This window comes from Bacteroidota bacterium (genome assembly GCA_016721765.1).
Classification (GTDB): Bacteria; Bacteroidota; Bacteroidia; order UBA4408; family UBA4408; genus UBA4408.
Map to the genome: position 1 here is coordinate 447,877 of JADKHO010000004.1, position 18,565 is coordinate 466,441.

Annotated in this window: 14 protein-coding genes; 7 read left to right on the top strand and 7 right to left on the bottom strand. The window is 38.6% G+C overall.

What is annotated here, in order from left to right:
- Nucleotides 1-124: 124 nt before the first annotated feature.
- Nucleotides 125-1,876: a T9SS type A sorting domain-containing protein gene (locus IPP32_16005; GenBank protein MBL0049590.1), complete on the top strand. Its 1,752-nt coding sequence runs from the start codon at nt 125-127 to the stop codon at nt 1,874-1,876.
- 15 nt (nt 1,877-1,891) lie between these two features.
- Here the strand turns inward: IPP32_16005 and IPP32_16010 are convergent, their stop codons facing one another.
- The 3 genes from IPP32_16010 to IPP32_16020 are packed head-to-tail and all read right to left on the bottom strand — an operon-like array spanning nt 1,892 to nt 8,060.
- Nucleotides 1,892-2,653 (bottom strand): 1-acyl-sn-glycerol-3-phosphate acyltransferase, encoded by a 762-nt coding sequence (locus IPP32_16010; protein ID MBL0049591.1) that lies wholly within the window; start codon nt 2,651-2,653, stop codon nt 1,892-1,894.
- A 7-nt stretch (nt 2,654-2,660) separates the two neighbouring features.
- The gene (locus IPP32_16015; protein ID MBL0049592.1) at nt 2,661-4,655 is read right to left on the bottom strand and encodes a tetratricopeptide repeat protein; all 1,995 of its coding nucleotides are present in this window, start codon (nt 4,653-4,655) and stop codon (nt 2,661-2,663) included.
- A 24-nt stretch (nt 4,656-4,679) separates the two neighbouring features.
- The gene (locus tag IPP32_16020; GenBank protein ID MBL0049593.1) at nt 4,680-8,060 is read right to left on the bottom strand and encodes a methylmalonyl-CoA mutase family protein; all 3,381 of its coding nucleotides are present in this window, start codon (nt 8,058-8,060) and stop codon (nt 4,680-4,682) included.
- A 500-nt stretch (nt 8,061-8,560) separates the two neighbouring features.
- On the opposite strand from IPP32_16020, the gene IPP32_16025 reads away from it, so the two are divergent.
- The gene (locus IPP32_16025; protein ID MBL0049594.1) at nt 8,561-9,637 is read left to right on the top strand and encodes an AAA family ATPase; all 1,077 of its coding nucleotides are present in this window, start codon (nt 8,561-8,563) and stop codon (nt 9,635-9,637) included.
- Nucleotides 9,638-9,778: 141 nt separating this feature from the next.
- Nucleotides 9,779-10,678 (top strand): WYL domain-containing protein, encoded by a 900-nt coding sequence (locus IPP32_16030; GenBank protein ID MBL0049595.1) that lies wholly within the window; start codon nt 9,779-9,781, stop codon nt 10,676-10,678.
- Between the two features lie 47 nt (nt 10,679-10,725).
- Here the strand turns inward: IPP32_16030 and IPP32_16035 are convergent, their stop codons facing one another.
- Nucleotides 10,726-11,247 carry a hypothetical protein gene (locus IPP32_16035; protein MBL0049596.1) on the bottom strand — a complete coding sequence of 174 codons (522 nt, stop codon included), beginning with the start codon at nt 11,245-11,247 and terminating at the stop codon, nt 10,726-10,728.
- Between the two features lies 1 nt (nt 11,248).
- On the bottom strand, nt 11,249-12,295 hold the full coding sequence (locus IPP32_16040; protein MBL0049597.1) for an aminopeptidase: 1,047 nt from the start codon (nt 12,293-12,295) through the stop codon (nt 11,249-11,251).
- A 95-nt stretch (nt 12,296-12,390) separates the two neighbouring features.
- Between IPP32_16040 and IPP32_16045 the strand changes: the two genes are divergently transcribed.
- A complete protein-coding gene (locus IPP32_16045) occupies nt 12,391-13,152 on the top strand; it encodes a YdcF family protein (GenBank protein MBL0049598.1) in 762 nt (253 codons plus the stop codon).
- Nucleotides 13,153-13,174: 22 nt separating this feature from the next.
- Here the strand turns inward: IPP32_16045 and IPP32_16050 are convergent, their stop codons facing one another.
- Nucleotides 13,175-13,717 (bottom strand): SRPBCC family protein, encoded by a 543-nt coding sequence (locus tag IPP32_16050; protein MBL0049599.1) that lies wholly within the window; start codon nt 13,715-13,717, stop codon nt 13,175-13,177.
- Nucleotides 13,718-14,019: 302 nt separating this feature from the next.
- Here IPP32_16050 and IPP32_16055 point away from each other — a divergent pair, with 302 nt between their 5' ends.
- Both IPP32_16055 and IPP32_16060 read left to right on the top strand, forming a co-directional pair.
- Nucleotides 14,020-14,874: a neutral zinc metallopeptidase gene (locus IPP32_16055; GenBank protein ID MBL0049600.1), complete on the top strand. Its 855-nt coding sequence runs from the start codon at nt 14,020-14,022 to the stop codon at nt 14,872-14,874.
- A 49-nt stretch (nt 14,875-14,923) separates the two neighbouring features.
- On the top strand, nt 14,924-15,721 hold the full coding sequence (locus IPP32_16060; protein MBL0049601.1) for a TIGR00266 family protein: 798 nt from the start codon (nt 14,924-14,926) through the stop codon (nt 15,719-15,721).
- Between the two features lie 271 nt (nt 15,722-15,992).
- On the opposite strand, the gene IPP32_16065 is transcribed toward IPP32_16060, so the two are convergent.
- Nucleotides 15,993-16,754: an MBL fold metallo-hydrolase gene (locus IPP32_16065; GenBank protein ID MBL0049602.1), complete on the bottom strand. Its 762-nt coding sequence runs from the start codon at nt 16,752-16,754 to the stop codon at nt 15,993-15,995.
- Nucleotides 16,755-17,023: 269 nt separating this feature from the next.
- Here IPP32_16065 and IPP32_16070 point away from each other — a divergent pair, with 269 nt between their 5' ends.
- Nucleotides 17,024-18,565 carry an aromatic amino acid lyase gene (locus tag IPP32_16070; GenBank protein MBL0049603.1) on the top strand — a complete coding sequence of 514 codons (1,542 nt, stop codon included), beginning with the start codon at nt 17,024-17,026 and terminating at the stop codon, nt 18,563-18,565.

Sequence of the window (18,565 nt, forward strand, 5' to 3'; positions counted from 1 at the left end):
ATTTGAATTAGGTTTCTAAAAATAGGAAAAACTTTGTTTCCACAGGATGATTAAAAAGTATGATTTTTATCAATTAAAAATACTATTTTTCATTTTCTAATTAAAAGCAATAAATAAGTTTAGTATGAAAAAACGGATAGCCCTTCTCATTCTTACAATTACCCTTACTATTGGATACTCAAGTGCAAGCTTTGCTCAATGTAGTATTGATTCGAGCCAAACCCAACCCGGAATACATCCGGACACATTGGTGAATGCAACAGTAAATCAGTTCTATTCTCAAGACGTAACCTTTGTTATGATAACAGATACTCTTGGCTTAACGGTTTCCAACTTTTTTATACAAGCAATTAATGGCTTGCCAATTGGTATGCAATGGACCTGCAACAATGCTTCAAGTGGTTGCAACTACAATCCGGCAGTGAACTTATATGGATGTGTTAGTATTTATGGAACTCCGGCACTTCCCGGGAGCTATCCACTTAATATTACAGTGGTAGCAACAGTTGCCTTGATAGGAAATCAAACCTTTAATTTTAATTCCAATCTTTTGGTTAATCCGGCAAGCATTAGCAATGCAGGTTTTACACTCAATAATGCTTTGGGCTGTGCCCCGCTAACTGTTGGCTTTAGCAGCAATTTGGGAACACAGGATTATTATCATTGGGATTTTGGCAATGGCGATAGCAGCTTAGTTGAAAATCCGGCAGATGTAACTTATACCAACCCCGGTAATTTTATCATAACCCAAACCACCATTGCAGATACTAACTCTTATTACTATTTAACAGCCGTAAAAATCGACAGTATTCCAAACAATGCAGGAATTTTGGATACGCCCGATATGTATATTTTACTTAAAAATCAATCGGGTACTACTGTGTATGATTCACGTCCAGCCATTACTAATACCAATCCACCTTATACCTTTAGTATTCAAAATCTGCAACTTTCTAATCAAACTTATGTTCTTCAGGTATGGGACGAAGATTCGGGAATAACCGCTCCGGATGATCCGCTTGGTACTATTTCCTTTCAAGGTACCGATTCCACAGGAATTGCCTATGCAACAGTTTCGGGTGCAAGTGGCAGATTAAAACTTACTTACAACATCACCATCATTCATCCGCAAACGTTAATTACTACCGATACCATTCATGTGTATCCAAATGCAATAACTCCAATAATTACTGCAAGTGGTTCGCTTAGCTTTTGCGATGGCGATACTGTGTTTCTCACTTCAAGCAATGCAACAGGAAATCAATGGTATAAAAATGGCAATTTATTAGTTGGAGATACCAGCCAAACACTTGCTGTTACTTCAACAGGAAATTATTTTGATCTAAGCACAAATTCGTTCGGGTGCACCGATACCTCAACAACGCTTCAACTAAGTGTTAATCCCCCACCGCCTTATCCTAACTTTGCGGTAAATGGCAATGTGTTAAATGCTGCTGTTTTTGGCACCTTCACCTTTCAATGGATTTTAAATGATACTGCCATTAGTGGCGCTACAGCAAATACTTACACCGCATTAATTTCAGGGAATTACCGTTTGCAAATTACCGATGTGAATGGTTGCAGTCGAAAATCTTTTCCCATAAACATTGTGGTAACGGGCATTCATTCTTCTGTATTTGCCAATGAATGGACTGTTTATCCTAATCCTGCAAAAAATGAAGTGCAAATTAATAGCAGTGCTGATGTGCTTACCACACAGATCACAATTAGTGATATGCTTGGAAATAAAATATATGTCAATGAAGTAAAACCCGGAAAATTGCTCCTAGATATTAGCACTTGGAATAAAGGTATTTATTTTATTCACCTGCAATCCGCTAAACAAAGTGAAGTGCTTAAACTATTGGTTGAATAAGTAAAAAGGAATGCTTTAAGCGGAGGCAATTTTTTCTTTCACTGGATGAAATGCATCGCTTTGCTCAATAGCCTCCATTATCTGACTTAGGATCGCGTCCGAATCGGCTTCAAAGTCAATGTTTAATGGTGCTTTAAACCTTATAGAAAGTTCAGTTCCACGTTTCTTCAACCACATGCCTCGCTTGTCGAATGCAGTTCGAAATCCATTAATAACCACAGGAATTACAATGGGTTTATATTGCTTAATAATATGTATGGTACCGCGGCGCCCCGGTGCAAATGGAGTTGTGGTGCCTTGCGGAAAAGTGATTACCCAGCCCGCATTCAGCGCCTTTTCAATCACTGAAAACTCACTCACTTCTACTTGACGTGAAATATTTTTTCCTGCTTCCCGCCAAGTTCTTTTCACTTGTAATGATCCGGCATAGGCAAATATTTTGGGTAAGATGCCATCCTTCATAGTTTCCTGCGCAGCAATAAAACTCGCGGTTGTAACCGGATTGAGTAAATAAACCGGGTTGGAAATGGAATTTCTAAATTTCCATTTCACGCTGCAAAACACATGTATATAAGCAATCACATCTGCAAAATAAGTTTGATGATTGCTTACAAAAAGAATATTTGTTTTAGGCAGGTACTCAAAATGTTCTGTGCCTTCCACTTTAGTTTTATTGAGCCAACTAAAACTCGGAAAGGTAACCATACCGATTAATGAAATCAGCAAGCGCTTTACAACCACTATATTTCCAAAAACATCCCGCTTGAATAAAGGCATTCTTTAGTTAAATTTTTATTCCAATCACCAAAACATCATCCACCTGCTCATTGTTTGCTTTCCAGGCATCAAAATTTATTCTTAATTTTTCTTCTTGCTCTACTACAGGCAATTCTGCAATAGTAACAAGTAATTCTTTTAATTGAGCGTATTTAAATTTTTTATTTTGATAGCCTCCAAACTGATCTGCATACCCATCGGTATACAAATAAACCGAATCACCTTTCTCCACATCAATTTTTTTATTTTGAAAAGGGGTAGGTGTTCCCGCATAAATTCCTATGGGTTGCTTATCACCCTTGTATTCCGTGAGTTTCCCTTTTCGAATATGAATCAGTGGATTATTCGCTCCGGCAAATTCCAATATGTACTTCTTTTCTCCCTTTGGATTTACTTCCATTCCTAGCGTGCACAAGGATATATCCATTCCATCACGACTCTCTCCATCTGCACCGGTTTGCTTTAATGCTTTAATGACTTCTTCCCGCAAGTGAAACAAAATTTCACCGGGCTGTGTAAAATTCTGCTCGTTCACAATCTGGTTCAAAAGTGAATTCCCAATCATGCTCATAAAAGCGCCGGGTACGCCATGTCCTGTGCAATCTACTGCTGCAATGATGGATTTATTCCCCTGCGAACTAGCCCAATAAAAATCACCGCTCACCACATTGCGGGGCTGAAACAAAATAAACAATTCCGGAAAAAGCGAATGAATGTATTCCTTCGAAGGCAATAAGGCTTGCTGAATCTTTTGAGCATAATTTATACTATCCGTTATATCCTTATTCTGTTCGGATATCTGTTGATTCTTTTTCTCCAACAAAAAATTATTTCGTTTCCGTTCACGATTTTGGCGGTTAAGTGCAAGCACTGATCCAATCGCCAACAAAAGCATAATTACAAAAGCATTGCGAATCCAACGTTGTTTATCATTTTCTAACTCTTTATTCCGGGTTTCTAATTGCAGCCGCTCAATTTCCTTTTGTTTGCTCTTGTTTTCAAACTTTGCCTCGGTGAGGCGGATGTGGTTTAAATTCTCTTCACTCATTACATCGTCCTTATATTGCACATACAATTTATAATAGTAATAAGCTTGTTCTATATCTCCCTTTTTTTCGAAGAGCTTGTACAACTCCATGTAATTTTCCTTTAAATCGGGCACCTGTCTTAATTCCAATGCATGTTGCAAGGAATTCCGATATGCCTCTATTGCTTCATCCCATTGGCCATTTTCTCTGCGCACATCGCCAACTGCAGCATACGCCGATATTAATTGAAAGGTATTTTTATTACGAAGCAAAATATTAACGCCTTTGGTCAAAAACTCATCGGCCCTCCGCTCCATATTTTTTTTGTGATATAAATACCCCATCTGCGCATATAAGCGACCAATGTTCACACTATCCTTTACAGCCAAATTCAACCAAAGAGATTTATTATTGTAATAAATGGCGCTGTCGTAATTTTCCATTAAGGAATACGTCAAACCAATGTTATTGTACAATTTGGGCATTCCTTCGGTATACGATTTGTCCTTAAATAATTTTAAAGCCATAAAGTTATACTGAAGTGTACGCCTGTAATCCCCGGTTGAATTAAACACACGCGCAATATTCAAATAGGCATTTCCCAAACCGGTTTCAGTTCCCGGTAATTGCTTAAAAAGTTCTATTGCCTTTTTGTGAATTTCAACCGCTCTCTCAGCATCGCCCATATCGTGGTAGAACGTACCAATAGCGTCATAAATTTGTGCTTCCATGGGCCTGTCTTTGTACTTTATTGCCAAGCGCAAAGCTTCCTCTGTATAAGTCAATCCTTCCTTTAAATCTTCAAAACCAAGTTCCCAACCCAAGGCGGAATAAATTTTTATCAGTTTAACGCTATCACTGGTGGTAGCAGCCATTTTGCGCAACATAATAATATCCTTAGTGTCTTCTGCATAGCACGAAAAACCTACGTTAATTAGTATTAAAAAAATAAAATTTCTACGCAAAAAATTCATGGTTTAAGCTTTTGTAACTTTAGCTTACATATTCCTTCGGTACTGTCCGCCCACCTCAAACAAGGCATTCGTAATTTGCCCGAGTGAACAATATTTCGAAACCTCCATCAAAGCGCTAAAAATATTTTTATTGTGAATGGCTGCAGTTTGCAAATCGCGTAACAAAGTTGGCGCTTTATCTGCATTGGCAGCATGCAATATTTCAAGCATCTTTATCTGGTACACCTTTTCCTCTTCGGTTGCTCGAATTACTTCGGCCGGCAACACTGTGGGAGAACCTTTACTACTTAAAAAAGTATTCACACCAATTATTGGATACTCTCCATTGTGTTTCAAGGTTTCGTAATACAAACTTTCCTCTTGAATTTTTCCGCGCTGATACATTGTTTCCATTGCACCTAACACTCCTCCCCTTTCATTAATCCTATCAAACTCCAACAAAACCGCTTCTTCCACAAGCTCGGTTAATTCTTCAATAATAAAAGAACCTTGCAAAGGATTTTCATTTTTAGCTAATCCCAACTCCCTGTTTATTATTAATTGAATGGCCATTGCCCTGCGCACGCTTTCTTCGGTTGGTGTTGTTATCGCTTCATCGTAAGCATTGGTGTGTAAGGAATTGCAATTGTCGTAAATCGCATACAAGGCTTGCAACGTGGTGCGGATGTCGTTAAAATCAATTTCTTGCGCATGCAACGAGCGACCACTTGTTTGGATGTGGTATTTCAACATTTGCGAACGCTCGTTGGCATTGTATTTTAATTTCATGGCTTTCGCCCAGATTCTTCTTGCTACCCTTCCAATTACTGCATATTCAGGGTCAATTCCATTACTAAAAAAGAAAGATAAATTGGGTGCAAATTTATTGATGTCCATGCCGCGACTCACATAATACTCCACATACGTAAATCCGTTACTTAAGGTAAGCGCCAGCTGGGTAATAGGATTCGCGCCGGCTTCGGCAATGTGATATCCTGAAATGGAAACCGAATAAAAATTTCGAATCTGTTGCTGAATAAAATATTCTTGCATATCACCCATCAATCGAAGTGCAAACTCAGTACTAAAAATACAGGTGTTCTGCGCCTGATCTTCCTTCAAAATATCGGCTTGAACAGTTCCACGAACGGCAGCCAAGGTTTCGGCTTTAATTTTTCCATACACCTCCTTGGGCAAAACCTGATCGCCGGTAACGCCTAACAACATCAAACCTAAACCATCATTACCTTTCGGCAAATCTCCTTGATACCTTGGACGAGCAATTTTTTTGGAGGCATAAATCGATTCTATCTTCTTTTCAACTTCTTTCTCCAAACCATTTTTGCGAATGTACAATTCACACTGCTGATCAATTGCCGCATTCATAAAAAATCCGGTTAGCATTGCAGCCGGGCCATTAATGGTCATACTTACCGAAGTGCTCGGATTGGCCAAATTAAAACCCGAATACAATTTTTTAGCATCGTCCAAACAACAAATCGAAACTCCTGCATTTCCAATCTTCCCATAAATATCGGGTCGGTAATCCGGATCTTGACCGTATAAGGTAACACTGTCAAAAGCAGTGCTCAAGCGTTTTGCCGGTAAGCCCATGCTAACATAATGAAAGCGCTTGTTGGTGCGTTCCGGTCCACCTTCGCCGGCAAACATCCGGGTTGGGTCTTCTCCTTCTCTTTTAAATGGAAACACACCTGCAGTATATGGAAATTCTCCCGGAACATTTTCTTGCAAATTCCACGAAAGCAAATCGCCCCAAGCTTCGTAGCGAGGAGTAACCACCTTCGGAATCTGGCTGTGTGAAAGGGATTCGTAATGTGTTTTAATTTTCAATTCCTTATCGCGTACCTTAAAAACAAAAAACTCATTTTTATACGCTTGCACTTTTTCCTTCCAACCTTCAATAATCTTTTTGTTGTGACCATCCAAACCGAGTTCCACCTGCGAATATGTTTCCTCTAATCCTTTAATTAGATTTTCTTTCTGGCTTAGTTTTGATGTCGAAAGTGTATCAATGGATTTACGCAGACTGTATAGTTGTTGTGCAATTTCACTCTGTTGTTTCACCCATTTATCATAACCTCTATTGTTTTCAGAAATTTCACTGAGGTAGCGGGTTCTGTGCGGCGGTATGATGTAAATCTTTTCGCTCATTTCATCGGTAACGTGAAAATCTGATTTTAAATCCGCTCCGGTTTTTTCAGCCAAACGATCCACAATGGCTTTGTATAGTTTATTCATGCCGGGATCATTAAACTGAGATGCAATTGTTCCGAAAACAGGAATGTTTTCATCATCTACGTCCCACAATTGATGGTTGCGTTTGTATTGTTTCTTCACATCACGCAAGGCATCCAGCGCGCCGCGCTTGTCAAATTTATTTAGCGCAATTATATCTGCAAAATCCAACATGTCAATTTTCTCCAACTGAGTAGCAGCACCGTATTCGGGAGTCATAACATACAAACTCATGTCACTGTGCTCAATAATTTCAGTATCGCTTTGCCCAATTCCGGAAGTCTCCAAAATAATTAAATCAAAGTCGGCAGCTTTCACAATATCCACAGCTTCCTTCACATATTTACTTAAAGCAAGATTACTTTGTCGGGTAGCAAGTGAGCGCATATACACCCGCTCATTGCGAATAGCATTCATGCGAATTCTATCACCCAAAAGTGCACCACCTGTTTTACGCTTGCTGGGATCGACAGAAATTATGGCAATTGTTTTTTTCTCAAAATCAATCAAAAATCGGCGCACCAACTCATCCACAAGCGATGATTTTCCTGCACCACCCGTACCGGTAATTCCAAGCACAGGAGTCTTAACTTTTGATTGTAATTTTTTTACTTCCTTAAGGATAGGTTCCGATTGTTCAAAAAAGTTCTCAGCCGCTGAAATTAACCTTCCTATTGATTTGGCATCCCTTGACTTTAAATGATTTATTTCACCATTCAACTGCTCACCGGTAGGAAAATCACATTTTTGAAGCATGTCATTTATCATTCCTTGCAAGCCCATTGAGCGGCCGTCATCTGGGGAGTAAATTCGAGTTATGCCATATTTTTGTAATTCTTCTATTTCACTGGGAAGTATTACCCCACCTCCACCGCCAAATATGCGGATGTGCGAACAGCCCTTTTCTTTAAGCAAATCATACATATACTTAAAATACTCCACGTGCCCGCCTTGATAGCTGGTCATGGCAATGGCATTGGCATCTTCCTGTATCGCACAATTCACCACATCTATCACACTGCGGTCGTGCCCCAGGTGTATTACTTCGGCACCACTGCTTTGAATAATGCGACGCATAATATTTATGGAAGCATCGTGACCGTCGAACAAGGAAGCGGCTGTTACAATGCGTATTTTATTTTTAGACTGATAAGGAGTTACGGTTGTCATTTCTGTAGGCTGTGTTATTCCTGCAAAGATAAAAATTCAAATGAGAAGAATTTTTGAATATTTTGAGGTGGTGATTAGCTGATGTTGTGATTAGCTGATGCGGTGATTAGCCGATTAGCTAATGTTGATTAGTTAATTATCAGAAGAATTGGTGAATTGTTGAAAGTCGGATGGAAGTTGAAACCCGGATGAATCGATTTTTGGTATCCCCCGCAGGCGGGGGCAGGGGGTGGTTAGGAACGCAGATTTATTAAGATGATTATGATTTTTTATGCTTTGTTTTCAAGGTGCTGAATTATTAGAATTTTTGAAAAAGATGATGCTGAAAATTCAAGTATCCTCCGCAGGCGGGGGCAGGGGGTGGTTAGGAATTCAGATTTATTAAGATAATCAAGACTATATCTTTTGATTCATTTAAATACTTTTTAAAACAAATTTCATAGCGTCATATTTTGTCGTTATTCGAACATACTTTTGTTGCAACTAAAAACAAAAGCATTATGAAAACCAACTCCTTTAACGAAACAGAAGCAGGCTTCGCCACTGCCGAAATGATGAATGTGTTTACTCCTGATGGGAGATTAGCTTACAACAATTTATTTACATACTACTTCAATTGCATCCCCAACAAATACGAAATCGGAAATGTGAAAGCCAAGAAAATGATGGAGGAAATCTGCAGCTTCTATGCCGACTTTATCATTAAAACTTTTGACGGAAGCAGCTACGATGCTAAATTACGCATGCACCTTCGCTCGGCCTGTGTGGTACTATTTAACACCGGCGAAATGCTGGTATTTGACAGAGAAGTGGTTTCATATTATTACGACAAGGAAGATTTAATCAGCAAAAAATACCTGCGCGACGAATCGCACCGCTATTGCCGTGAGCGCGAAGAAAAACCCGAAATCCAACTCATCGTTTCGGGCATGGATGGCCTCGAACTAAATTCTTTTGAAATCGAAAAAAACAACATCGATTTGAATGCTAATTATAACGATGATATAAACCTGTTTCACAATGAATTTATTACTGCCCTCAACGATAAAAAGAAAAAAGGAATCCATTTTTTATATGGCAAACCCGGCACCGGCAAAACCAATTATTTACGCCATATCATCAGTCAAACCAGCAAGAATGTAATTTTCATTCCTTCCGGAATGGCCGAATCATTAAGTGATCCGGGTTTTGTAAACATGCTCATACATCATGCTAAAGGTCAAATACTCATTATTGAAGATGCCGAAAAAGCTATCGTTTCAAGAGACGCGTCATATAATACCGCCGTTTCTACCTTATTAAACATTTCCGATGGTTTGCTCAGCGATGTGCTTAACATGCAGATCATCTGCACCTTTAATACTGATATCCGAAATGTGGATAATGCATTGCTGCGCCCGGGTCGCTTGTTGAGTAAATATGAGTTTAATGACTTGGCTCCTTCAAAAGCAAACAAATTAAGCAGACAACTCGGCTTTAACCGCGAATACAGCAATCCTGTTTCCTTATGTGAAATCTATAATAACCGTGAAACACAAATTATTTCTTTGCAAACCAAACGGGCTGTTGGGTTCTAGATTTTTGTGAATTTTACCTATTGAATAATAGAATCAACTCATTTAAACCATAACACATCATAATCATCATAATAAATCAGCGTTCTATTTAAGTATAGATGTAAGTTTCAATTTTAAATATATTTTAGCAAAAAAAATCCTTTGAGCAAACGTGAATACATAGCCCGTTACATGCACATAGTAAACTTCCTTCGCAGAAGAGGAGAAGCCGACTTCAACGAAATAAGCGATTTGCTCGAACGTGAAAGTCAGGACCAGGGATTAAAATTCACCATCTCGCAACGCACCTTTCAACGCGACATAAAGGAAATTTACACCCTTTACGGCATCACCATCGAATGCAGCAAAAGAAGCGGAAAATATTTTATTGCGGAAGAAGAGGAAACGCACAGCAATTCCCGCATGCTCGAAACGTTTGACTTATACAATGCACTCAAATTTTCATCCTTTTACCTGCCCCTAATTCATTTCGAAAAGCGCGTTGCCAGAGGGAATGAACATATTTTTGCACTGCTGCATGCCATACGAAATCGCTTTTTGGTAAAGTTCGTTTACTCCAAATTCTACACCGATGAATCAGAAGTAAGAACCGTAGAACCCTTACTATTAAAAGAGTTTAACGGGCGTTGGTATTTAATTTCGCGCAAACAAGGTGAAGATACAATTCGCACCTTCGGCCTCGACCGAATAAGTGAAATAGAAACCTTACGATTAAAATATCCTGCTTCAAAAAGTTTCAACCCCGAAGCCTATTTTCACGATGCATTTGGAATTTTTGTTCCGGTAAATGAAGCCGCCGAAAGAGTAGTGCTAAGTTTCAGCAAGGAACAAGGACAATACATTAAATCCTATCCCCTGCATCATTCCCAAAAAATTATCAGCGAAAGCAATAACGAAATTCAATTCGAATTAAAAGTTTACCTGAGTTATGACTTCTTGCACGAACTGCTCTCCTACGGCGAAAACATCACAGTAATTTCACCCAAATTATTGGTTAATCGTATTAAAAAAGTATTTAAAGATGCTTCCGAAAAATATTGAAATGCGCTAAGCACGCTGCACAATGCTAATAAAGAACTGTCCAAAAATCAGCCTAACTTCTCCAGCTGTTTCAAAATTTTTGCGCCTCTATTCTTAAATCCCGTGGAACCATAAGGCATTTGTGCTTCAATCACAATCTTTAACTCGTTCCTTAAATCCGGTTCTTGCTTACATATATTAAACAACACCGTCATTGCAAAAACCCTCACGGCTATGGGCTCCTCCGGCTTCATAAATAAATCCATACAATTTTGAAAAGCCAATCCTTGCAACGCTTTTGGAATCTCAATAAATTGCAGCACACGCACCGTATTACGTTTTACTGCATCGTGTAAATTATCCTTCTCTAAATTCTGCAGCATGGGCATAATGTATTCCTTAATGAGATCGGGATGCTTTTCAAAACAAACACTCACCACTGCTGCAATACGCTGAGTCACGCGATACTCATTCGCAAAAAACAAATGCATGATTTCGGCAAATAGTTTTTTATCCGCACCTACATAATTGGCTACTTTAAGCGTTTGTTTTTTACTGTGCTCTTTTAAAATTTCTTCACGAAAATTCATTTTACAAACTCTGAAATTTAGTTTTTAAATCTTTAAGATATAATTTTATATCGCCCTGATAGCGAGTGTTTAACACATTTTCCAGGCTATCCTTTTGGCCATCATAACGTTCATAACTCATAAAAAAAGCATTACCCGACAAAATTGCTCCCTTCATGCGTTTGGCATACTTGCGTGGACGCTCAAGTGGTAATTTATAGGCATCCACAACAAATTGATGTATCATCTGCTGCTTTTTTATTTTCTTTACTTCATCCGGTTCATGATTCATACCGGCATACAACTCTTTTAATTTTCGAGTGCATTCCACTAAATACTTTTCAAATATTCTCTCGTCTGTTAAGGACGATTTATAATTCGCAAGGGCTTCAGAACGTTTTCCGAATTGATGCACCAAAAATTTTTCAGCGCCTTTCTCTCCAATAAAACTCGCAAGGTTTTCATTAAAATTCACATCGTTTTTTACATACAAAGTACCATGTGTTAACTCATGTATAATTAAACTGGCCAATTCTCCTTTCGAATAATACAACATCGACGAGAGCACTGGATCCTTAAACCAACCCAAAGTACTCCAGCCACTCGCCCTTCCCAGTTCAGTATCGTAACCTTCCAAACTCAGCTCGTACTGTTCCAGCCTTGCTTTCTTTTTATCAAAATAACCCTTGTATGAAAAATCTCCCAAAAGCGGAAAGTGCCATTCCTTTGCCTTCATTTCATAAGCTTCTGAGGCCATCAACATCCACATTAAGGTGTGTCCTTTTTGATCATAAAATGTACTGTAGTTCTCCGATTTTTTTATTCCCAAACTATCTTCTGCATATTTCTTAATTTCTGCAATCAGTAACAATTTCGATTTCAAGGAATCAGGAAACTGAGAGGATGCAAGCACATCCTCAATAGCTTCGGTATTCCAAATAATCTTAAGCTGTCCTTTTGCTTGTGAAATAGCGTAGTTCACCAACTTGTAATTCCACAATCCTAGCAATAAGAGTATAACAAATACAAGCTGTAAAAATCGCTTTATCCAAAATAATATTTGCCGCATTGCCTCTCTTGTGAAAAAACATTAGCATTTTTTCAGCTACAAAAATACACAAACGCTTCAGCTTAAATTATCAATATATTTACAAAAAAAATTACATGTTTTTTATTCTTTCAAAGCTGCTCAACTTTCTTATAGCACCACTTAGCTGGATTATAGCCCTGCTGGTTTGGTCATTGCTTACTAAAAATTTAAAAAGAAAAAGAATTTTGGTTATTAGCGTTTGCAGCGCGCTCTACCTATTTTCCAATGCCTTTTTATTTAATGAAGTAATGGGAAAGTGGGAATTGCAAACAAAAAAATACAGTGAGTTAAAAACCTATGATGTAGGAATTGTGCTAGGTGGCATGCTGGCCTATGATGGAGAATTTGATCGACTCATGTTTATGCGTGGAACCGATAGAATTATGCAAGCCATTGAACTTTACCAACGCGGTTACATCAAAAAAATATTGTATAGCGGGGGCTCAGGAAGTATTCTTCGTCCTGATTTTAAGGAAGCAATTTATGCACGTAGGTACTTGCTAACGTTAGGCATTCCCGACTCTGCTATTATAATTGAAACGGAGTCAAACAACACCCGTGAAAATGCTCTATTCACTAAAGCTGTTTTACAAAAGCAATGTCCGCAGGGAAAATTTTTATTAATCACTTCCGCATTTCACATGCGCAGAGCCATGGGTTGCTTTACTAAAGTGGGCGTCACAACCGATTACTACAGCACCGATCGCTACAGCGGATTGCGTGCCTTTGTATTTGACAATTTGCTCATCCCAAATGTGGGTACCTTATTGCAATGGCACATGCTCCTGCATGAAATGACCGGATTTGTAGTTTATAAAATTTCAGGCTATGCCTAATAAAGCAAGCGCACTATAGGTTTTATTTGCCTTCAGTAAGGGATTTTAAACTTGCTAAACCGTTTTCAAAATCAGCTCCAACCATTTTGTCCATGAACAAACTCATGTATTTATGCGGAACAATCATCCAAAATGGTATTCCTTCACCTTTCGAATCCATTGCCCATGTTACTTTTGTTGCATTTCCTTCTTTCGTAAAACCAAAACTTGCAGCTGATTTACCCATTCCTTCAAAGTCTAATTCCATAATTACCTTTTGATTTGGTGCGCTTTCGATGATGGTCATTTTTCCATTTCCTGTTTTTTCACTCGACCAATTGTAACCTTGACCCAAACCTTGTTCAGGTCCAAAGAAATCCATTTTTGTATTGGGGTCCATTTTAGCCCATGGCATCCAGGTAACAAAATTCTTTAGGTTATTGACATTACTAAAGATGACAGAATCATTAGCATTAATTACTGCCGAACGCTCCACATGAAATGTGGAAGGCAAAAAGAAAGAAACAATTACCAGTAAAAGCACAAAACTAACAAGTACAATTCCAATTTTTTTAAGTGTTTTCATCGTGTTGAATTTTTTAGGATTTAAAACAAAACTAAAAATTTGTTGGAAATCATTCCAATTTGAAAAAAAATATTCATCCGCTATGTCACCTATAAGGATTGACGAAACATATAAATTATTCCTTTGCTCCCTGTCATTAAATAAGCATTTAGAATATTTCGAAGTGCCTTCGAGTTTTTGTGGCATTTCCATTCAAGTTATTTAAATAAAGTTTAAAATTTTTCCGATTTATTTAAATACAAAAGTGAATAGGCACAATTCCTAATGAAAGAAAAGCATATTTTTGAAAAAAAATTCAAGGTATGAAATGGATTGGTCGCAGAGAAAGTGAAAACGTAGAAGATCGCCGTCGCATGAGCGGAGGCAAAATAGCACTGGGTGGAGGAGTGCTTGGTATAGTTGTTATTGTGATTAACCTGCTAATGGGTGGTGATCCAAGTGCTATTATTAATCAAGTGCAACAGCAAACTTCCCAAACCAATGATTCCCCTATTGATCCGGCCGAGGATAAAATGGCTCAATTTGTTTCGGTTGCTTTGGCTGATAATGAGCAAGTTTGGAATAAAATTTTCACCGAAAATCAACTACAGTATGAAGAACCAAAACTAGTGTTATTTCGCGATGCAACTGAATCGGGATGTGGAAGTGCGAGTGCTTCAACCGGACCATTTTATTGCCCTGCAGATAAGAAAGTTTATATCGACCTCTCTTTCATGAATGAACTACAAAACCGTTTTGGTGCCAAAGGTGGCGATTTTGCCTTGGCATATGTGCTGGCGCATGAAGTGGGCCATCATGTGCAAAACCTTTTAGGAACCTCTACAAAAGTGCGCAATCTTCAATCTCAGCGCAATGAAACAGAAGCCAATCAACTATCCGTGGCACTCGAATTACAAGCCGATTTTTATGCCGGTGTATGGACACATTATAACGAAAACATGAACCATGTGCTGGAAGAAGGAGACATAGAAGAAGCCTTAAGTGCTGCAAGTGCGGTGGGTGACGATGCGATTCAAAAAAAAATTCAAGGCACTGTAGTTCCAGATGCATTTACACACGGCACCTCCGAACAACGTATGTATTGGTTTAAAAAAGGATTCAACAGTGGGGATATCACTAAAGGAAATACCTTTCAAGAACTTGGCTTGACGAATTAAAATCAAACGCTTTTCTTTTATAAATTTGACGCATTAATAAAATCAAAACATGAAAACAAATCACGAAATCGATTACAAAATATTTGGCGAAGAAATGCAAAGTGTGGAAATCGAATTAGATCCACATGAAACAGTAGTTGCTGAATCGGGCAGCTTTATGATGATGGACAGCGACATACAAATGGAAACTATTTTTGGCGATGGCTCTCAAAGCTCAGGTGGCGGATTTATGAATAAAATATTCTCGGCAGGTAAGCGCCTCTTAACCGGTGAAAGCCTATTTATGACCGCGTTCACCAATACCGGTGTAGGTAAAAAACGCGCCATGTTTGCGGCACCATACTGTGGTAAAATTATTGCCATGGATTTATTTCAATTGCAAGGAAAAATAATTTGCCAAAAAGATGCTTTCCTCTGCGCAGCGAAAGGCGTTAGTGTGGGAATTGAATTTCAAAAAAAATTAGGAACTGGTATTTTTGGTGGCGAAGGTTTTATCATGCAAAAGCTCGAAGGCGACGGAATGGCCTTTGTACATGCTGGAGGAAACATAATTGAACGCACCCTTTTACCCGGCGAATTAATAAAAATTGATACCGGTTGCATTGTTGCCTTTACCAGCAATGTAGATTATGACATACAATTTGTTGGTGGAATTAAAAATACCATTTTTGGTGGTGAAGGTTTGTTTTTTGCCACCCTTCGTGGTCCAGGAAAAGTTTGGATTCAATCTTTACCTATTAGTAGATTAGCCAGCCGAATTATTTCTTACGGGGGTATGGGTGGCAGAAAAGAAGAAGGCAGCATACTTGGAGGCCTTGGAAATTTATTGGATGGAGATGGAAGGTAAGCGGAATTAAAACTGCAAATTCAAACCATCAAAATAATGCCGCAAGCGTTCACGCTTGTGGCATTATTATAATTCAAAAATGCCGCAAGCGTCCACGCTTGTGGCAATACTACATTTCTAACTTCAATCCCAAAAATGCCTCAAAAATGCCGCAAGCGTCCACGCTTGTGGCAATATTACAATTCCAACTTCAATCCATCATAAGCCTGAAATACATTATCAGGCAATTCCTTTTCCAAAAATGCCGCAAGCGTCCACGCTTGTGGCAATACTATAATTCCAACTTCAATCCATCAAAAGCCTGAAACACATTTTCAGGCAATTCCTTTTCCACTTCAGCATGCAAGCCCAACTGATGACTAATATGCGTCAAATAAGCTCGTTCCGGTGCTAAGTCCTTAATAACATCTAAAGCTTCTTCCAAGGTAAAATGAGAAACATGTGGTTCACGCCGCAAGGCATTCAACACTAACACTTTGCAACCTCTTATTTTCTGTCGTTCTTCTTCCGAAATAAAATTGGCATCGGTGATATACACAAAATCACCAAATCGGTACCCCATCACCGGAAGTTTAAAATGCATCACTTCTATCGGTATCACCGGAACTCCTTCTATTTCAAAGGACTTGTTCTCAACCGTAACAAAATCAATCTCCGGAATACCGGGATACTTGTAATCTGCAAAAATGTAGGAAAATTCTCTCCGTAAGGCTACCTGCACTCGCTCGGTGGCGTAAACATCAATTCTCTTTTGCAAAATAAAATTAAATGCCCGAATGTCATCCATTCCGGCAATATGGTCTTTGTGCTCGTGGGTAAATAAAACCGCATCCATGTGCTTCACTTCCTCCCGCAGCATTTGTTGGCGAAAATCAGGACCGGTATCCACAACAATTGTCTTACCTTGTGTTTCGATTAAAATGGAAGTACGTAAGCGCTTATCACGCGTATCGTTCGATTTACACACCACACATTCGCACGCTATAAGTGGCACTCCTTGTGAGGTTCCTGTGCCTAAAAATGTAATTTTCACGAATTGAAATTAGTGAAACAAAGAAAGGAAATTAATTTGGAAGATGAGTGTTGGTTAAGAAACCAAAGCAGGAACAATTATTCATAAATACTCCCTTTATCCAAATATTGCTAAAGTGTAAGATAATAAAAAATGAGGTTTTACAGCCACAAAACAATCCCAAACTACATTTGTTAAAAAGGTTCTAAAGCCATACTTTTGCAGACTTTTACAAAAAGTGATTTAACAAAAAAATAATCTATTGTTTGCATTAAAGCAAAACCGGAGGAATGATTAAGATAGGCGACAAAGACATTACGATTAATGAAATAAACGAAATTTTAAGCGGCAATGCGCCAATCGAAATTTCGAAAGGAGCTTTGCTTCGGGTAAATCAGAGCTTTAAATTTTTGAAAGAATTTTCGAAAGGAAAGGTTATTTACGGCATCAACACCGGCTTTGGGCCAATGGTGCAATACAAAGTGAGTGAGAAAGACCAGCAGGAATTGCAATATAACCTCATTCGCAGCCACAGCGCAGGCGCCGGCAAACCACTTTCTAACTTGCAGGTAAAAGCTACAATGCTGGCGCGCTTAAATACGCTGGCAAAAGGGTATTCAGGCATACACGAAGAAGTAATTATTCTGCTCAAAGAACTCATCAACAGAAATGTTTATCCCTTAATTTTTGAACATGGCGGAGTTGGTGCAAGTGGCGATTTAGTGCAATTGGCGCACCTTGCATTGGTTTTAATTGGCGAAGGGGAAGTGAATTACAAAGGCAAATGGGTGTCCACTGCCAGTGCATTTAAAGCTGAAAAATTAAAACCTATTTCCATCCACACCCGCGAAGGATTAGCCTTAATTAACGGCACATCGGCCATGACTGGTATTGGCTTAATTAATGCAATTGATGCACAAAACTTATTGCGCTGGTCTATCATGGCATCCAGCATGATTAGTGAAATTGTGGAAACTTTTGACGATCATTTTTCGCATGAATTAAATCATGTAAAATTACACAACGGACAAAACTCCATTGCAGCAGCAATGCGTGCCATTTTAACAGATAGCAAACTCATTAAAAAACGCCCGGAGCACCTCTATCACAAAAAAATTGAAGTAGAAGTGATGCGCGAAAAAGTACAGGAATATTACAGCCTGCGCTGCGTTCCGCAAATATTAGGTCCGGTGCTGGATACCATTCAACGCACCAAACAAATATTAGCTTCTGAAATCAATTCGGTAAACGACAATCCCATCATCGACCGCGAAAACAACAATGTTTTTCACGGTGGAAACTTCCACGGCGATTATGTTTCGCTCGAAATGGATAAACTCAAAATTGTGGTGACTAAGCTCTCTATGCTATGTGAACGTCAACTCAACTTTTTATTAAACGATAAACTGAACCAAAAGCTACCACCATTTGTTAACTTGGGTAAATTAGGATTGAATTTGGGAATGCAAGGAGCTCAATTTACTGCAACGAGTACAGTTGCCGAAAATCAAACCTTATCGTTCCCGATGTATGTGCACAGCATTCCGAACAATAACGATAATCAAGACATTGTTAGCATGGGTACCAATTCTGCTTTGCTTACACAGAAAGTGATTGAAAATGCATTTCAAGTGATTGCCATCGAATACATCACTATCTTGCAAGCAATCGATTATTTAAAGTTTGAAACAAAACTCAGCTCAAAATCACGTAAACTCTACAAAACCTTGCGAACAATTGTTCCAAAGTTTACTAAAGATGCAATTAAATACAAGGAAATTGAAGCGGTGAAAAACTATTTGCAAAGCAATTCACTTCAAATACTAAATTAA

Coding starts and splice junctions, on each gene's coding strand:
- IPP32_16005 (MBL0049590.1), top strand. CDS start 125: ATGAAAAAACGGATAGCCCTTCTCATTCTTACAATTACCCTTACTATT.
- IPP32_16010 (MBL0049591.1), bottom strand. CDS start 2,653: ATGCCTTTATTCAAGCGGGATGTTTTTGGAAATATAGTGGTTGTAAAG.
- IPP32_16015 (MBL0049592.1), bottom strand. CDS start 4,655: ATGAATTTTTTGCGTAGAAATTTTATTTTTTTAATACTAATTAACGTA.
- IPP32_16020 (MBL0049593.1), bottom strand. CDS start 8,060: ATGACAACCGTAACTCCTTATCAGTCTAAAAATAAAATACGCATTGTA.
- IPP32_16025 (MBL0049594.1), top strand. CDS start 8,561: ATGAAAACCAACTCCTTTAACGAAACAGAAGCAGGCTTCGCCACTGCC.
- IPP32_16035 (MBL0049596.1), bottom strand. CDS start 11,247: ATGAATTTTCGTGAAGAAATTTTAAAAGAGCACAGTAAAAAACAAACG.
- IPP32_16040 (MBL0049597.1), bottom strand. CDS start 12,295: ATGCGGCAAATATTATTTTGGATAAAGCGATTTTTACAGCTTGTATTT.
- IPP32_16045 (MBL0049598.1), top strand. CDS start 12,391: ATGTTTTTTATTCTTTCAAAGCTGCTCAACTTTCTTATAGCACCACTT.
- IPP32_16050 (MBL0049599.1), bottom strand. CDS start 13,717: ATGAAAACACTTAAAAAAATTGGAATTGTACTTGTTAGTTTTGTGCTT.
- IPP32_16055 (MBL0049600.1), top strand. CDS start 14,020: ATGAAATGGATTGGTCGCAGAGAAAGTGAAAACGTAGAAGATCGCCGT.
- IPP32_16060 (MBL0049601.1), top strand. CDS start 14,924: ATGAAAACAAATCACGAAATCGATTACAAAATATTTGGCGAAGAAATG.
- IPP32_16070 (MBL0049603.1), top strand. CDS start 17,024: ATGATTAAGATAGGCGACAAAGACATTACGATTAATGAAATAAACGAA.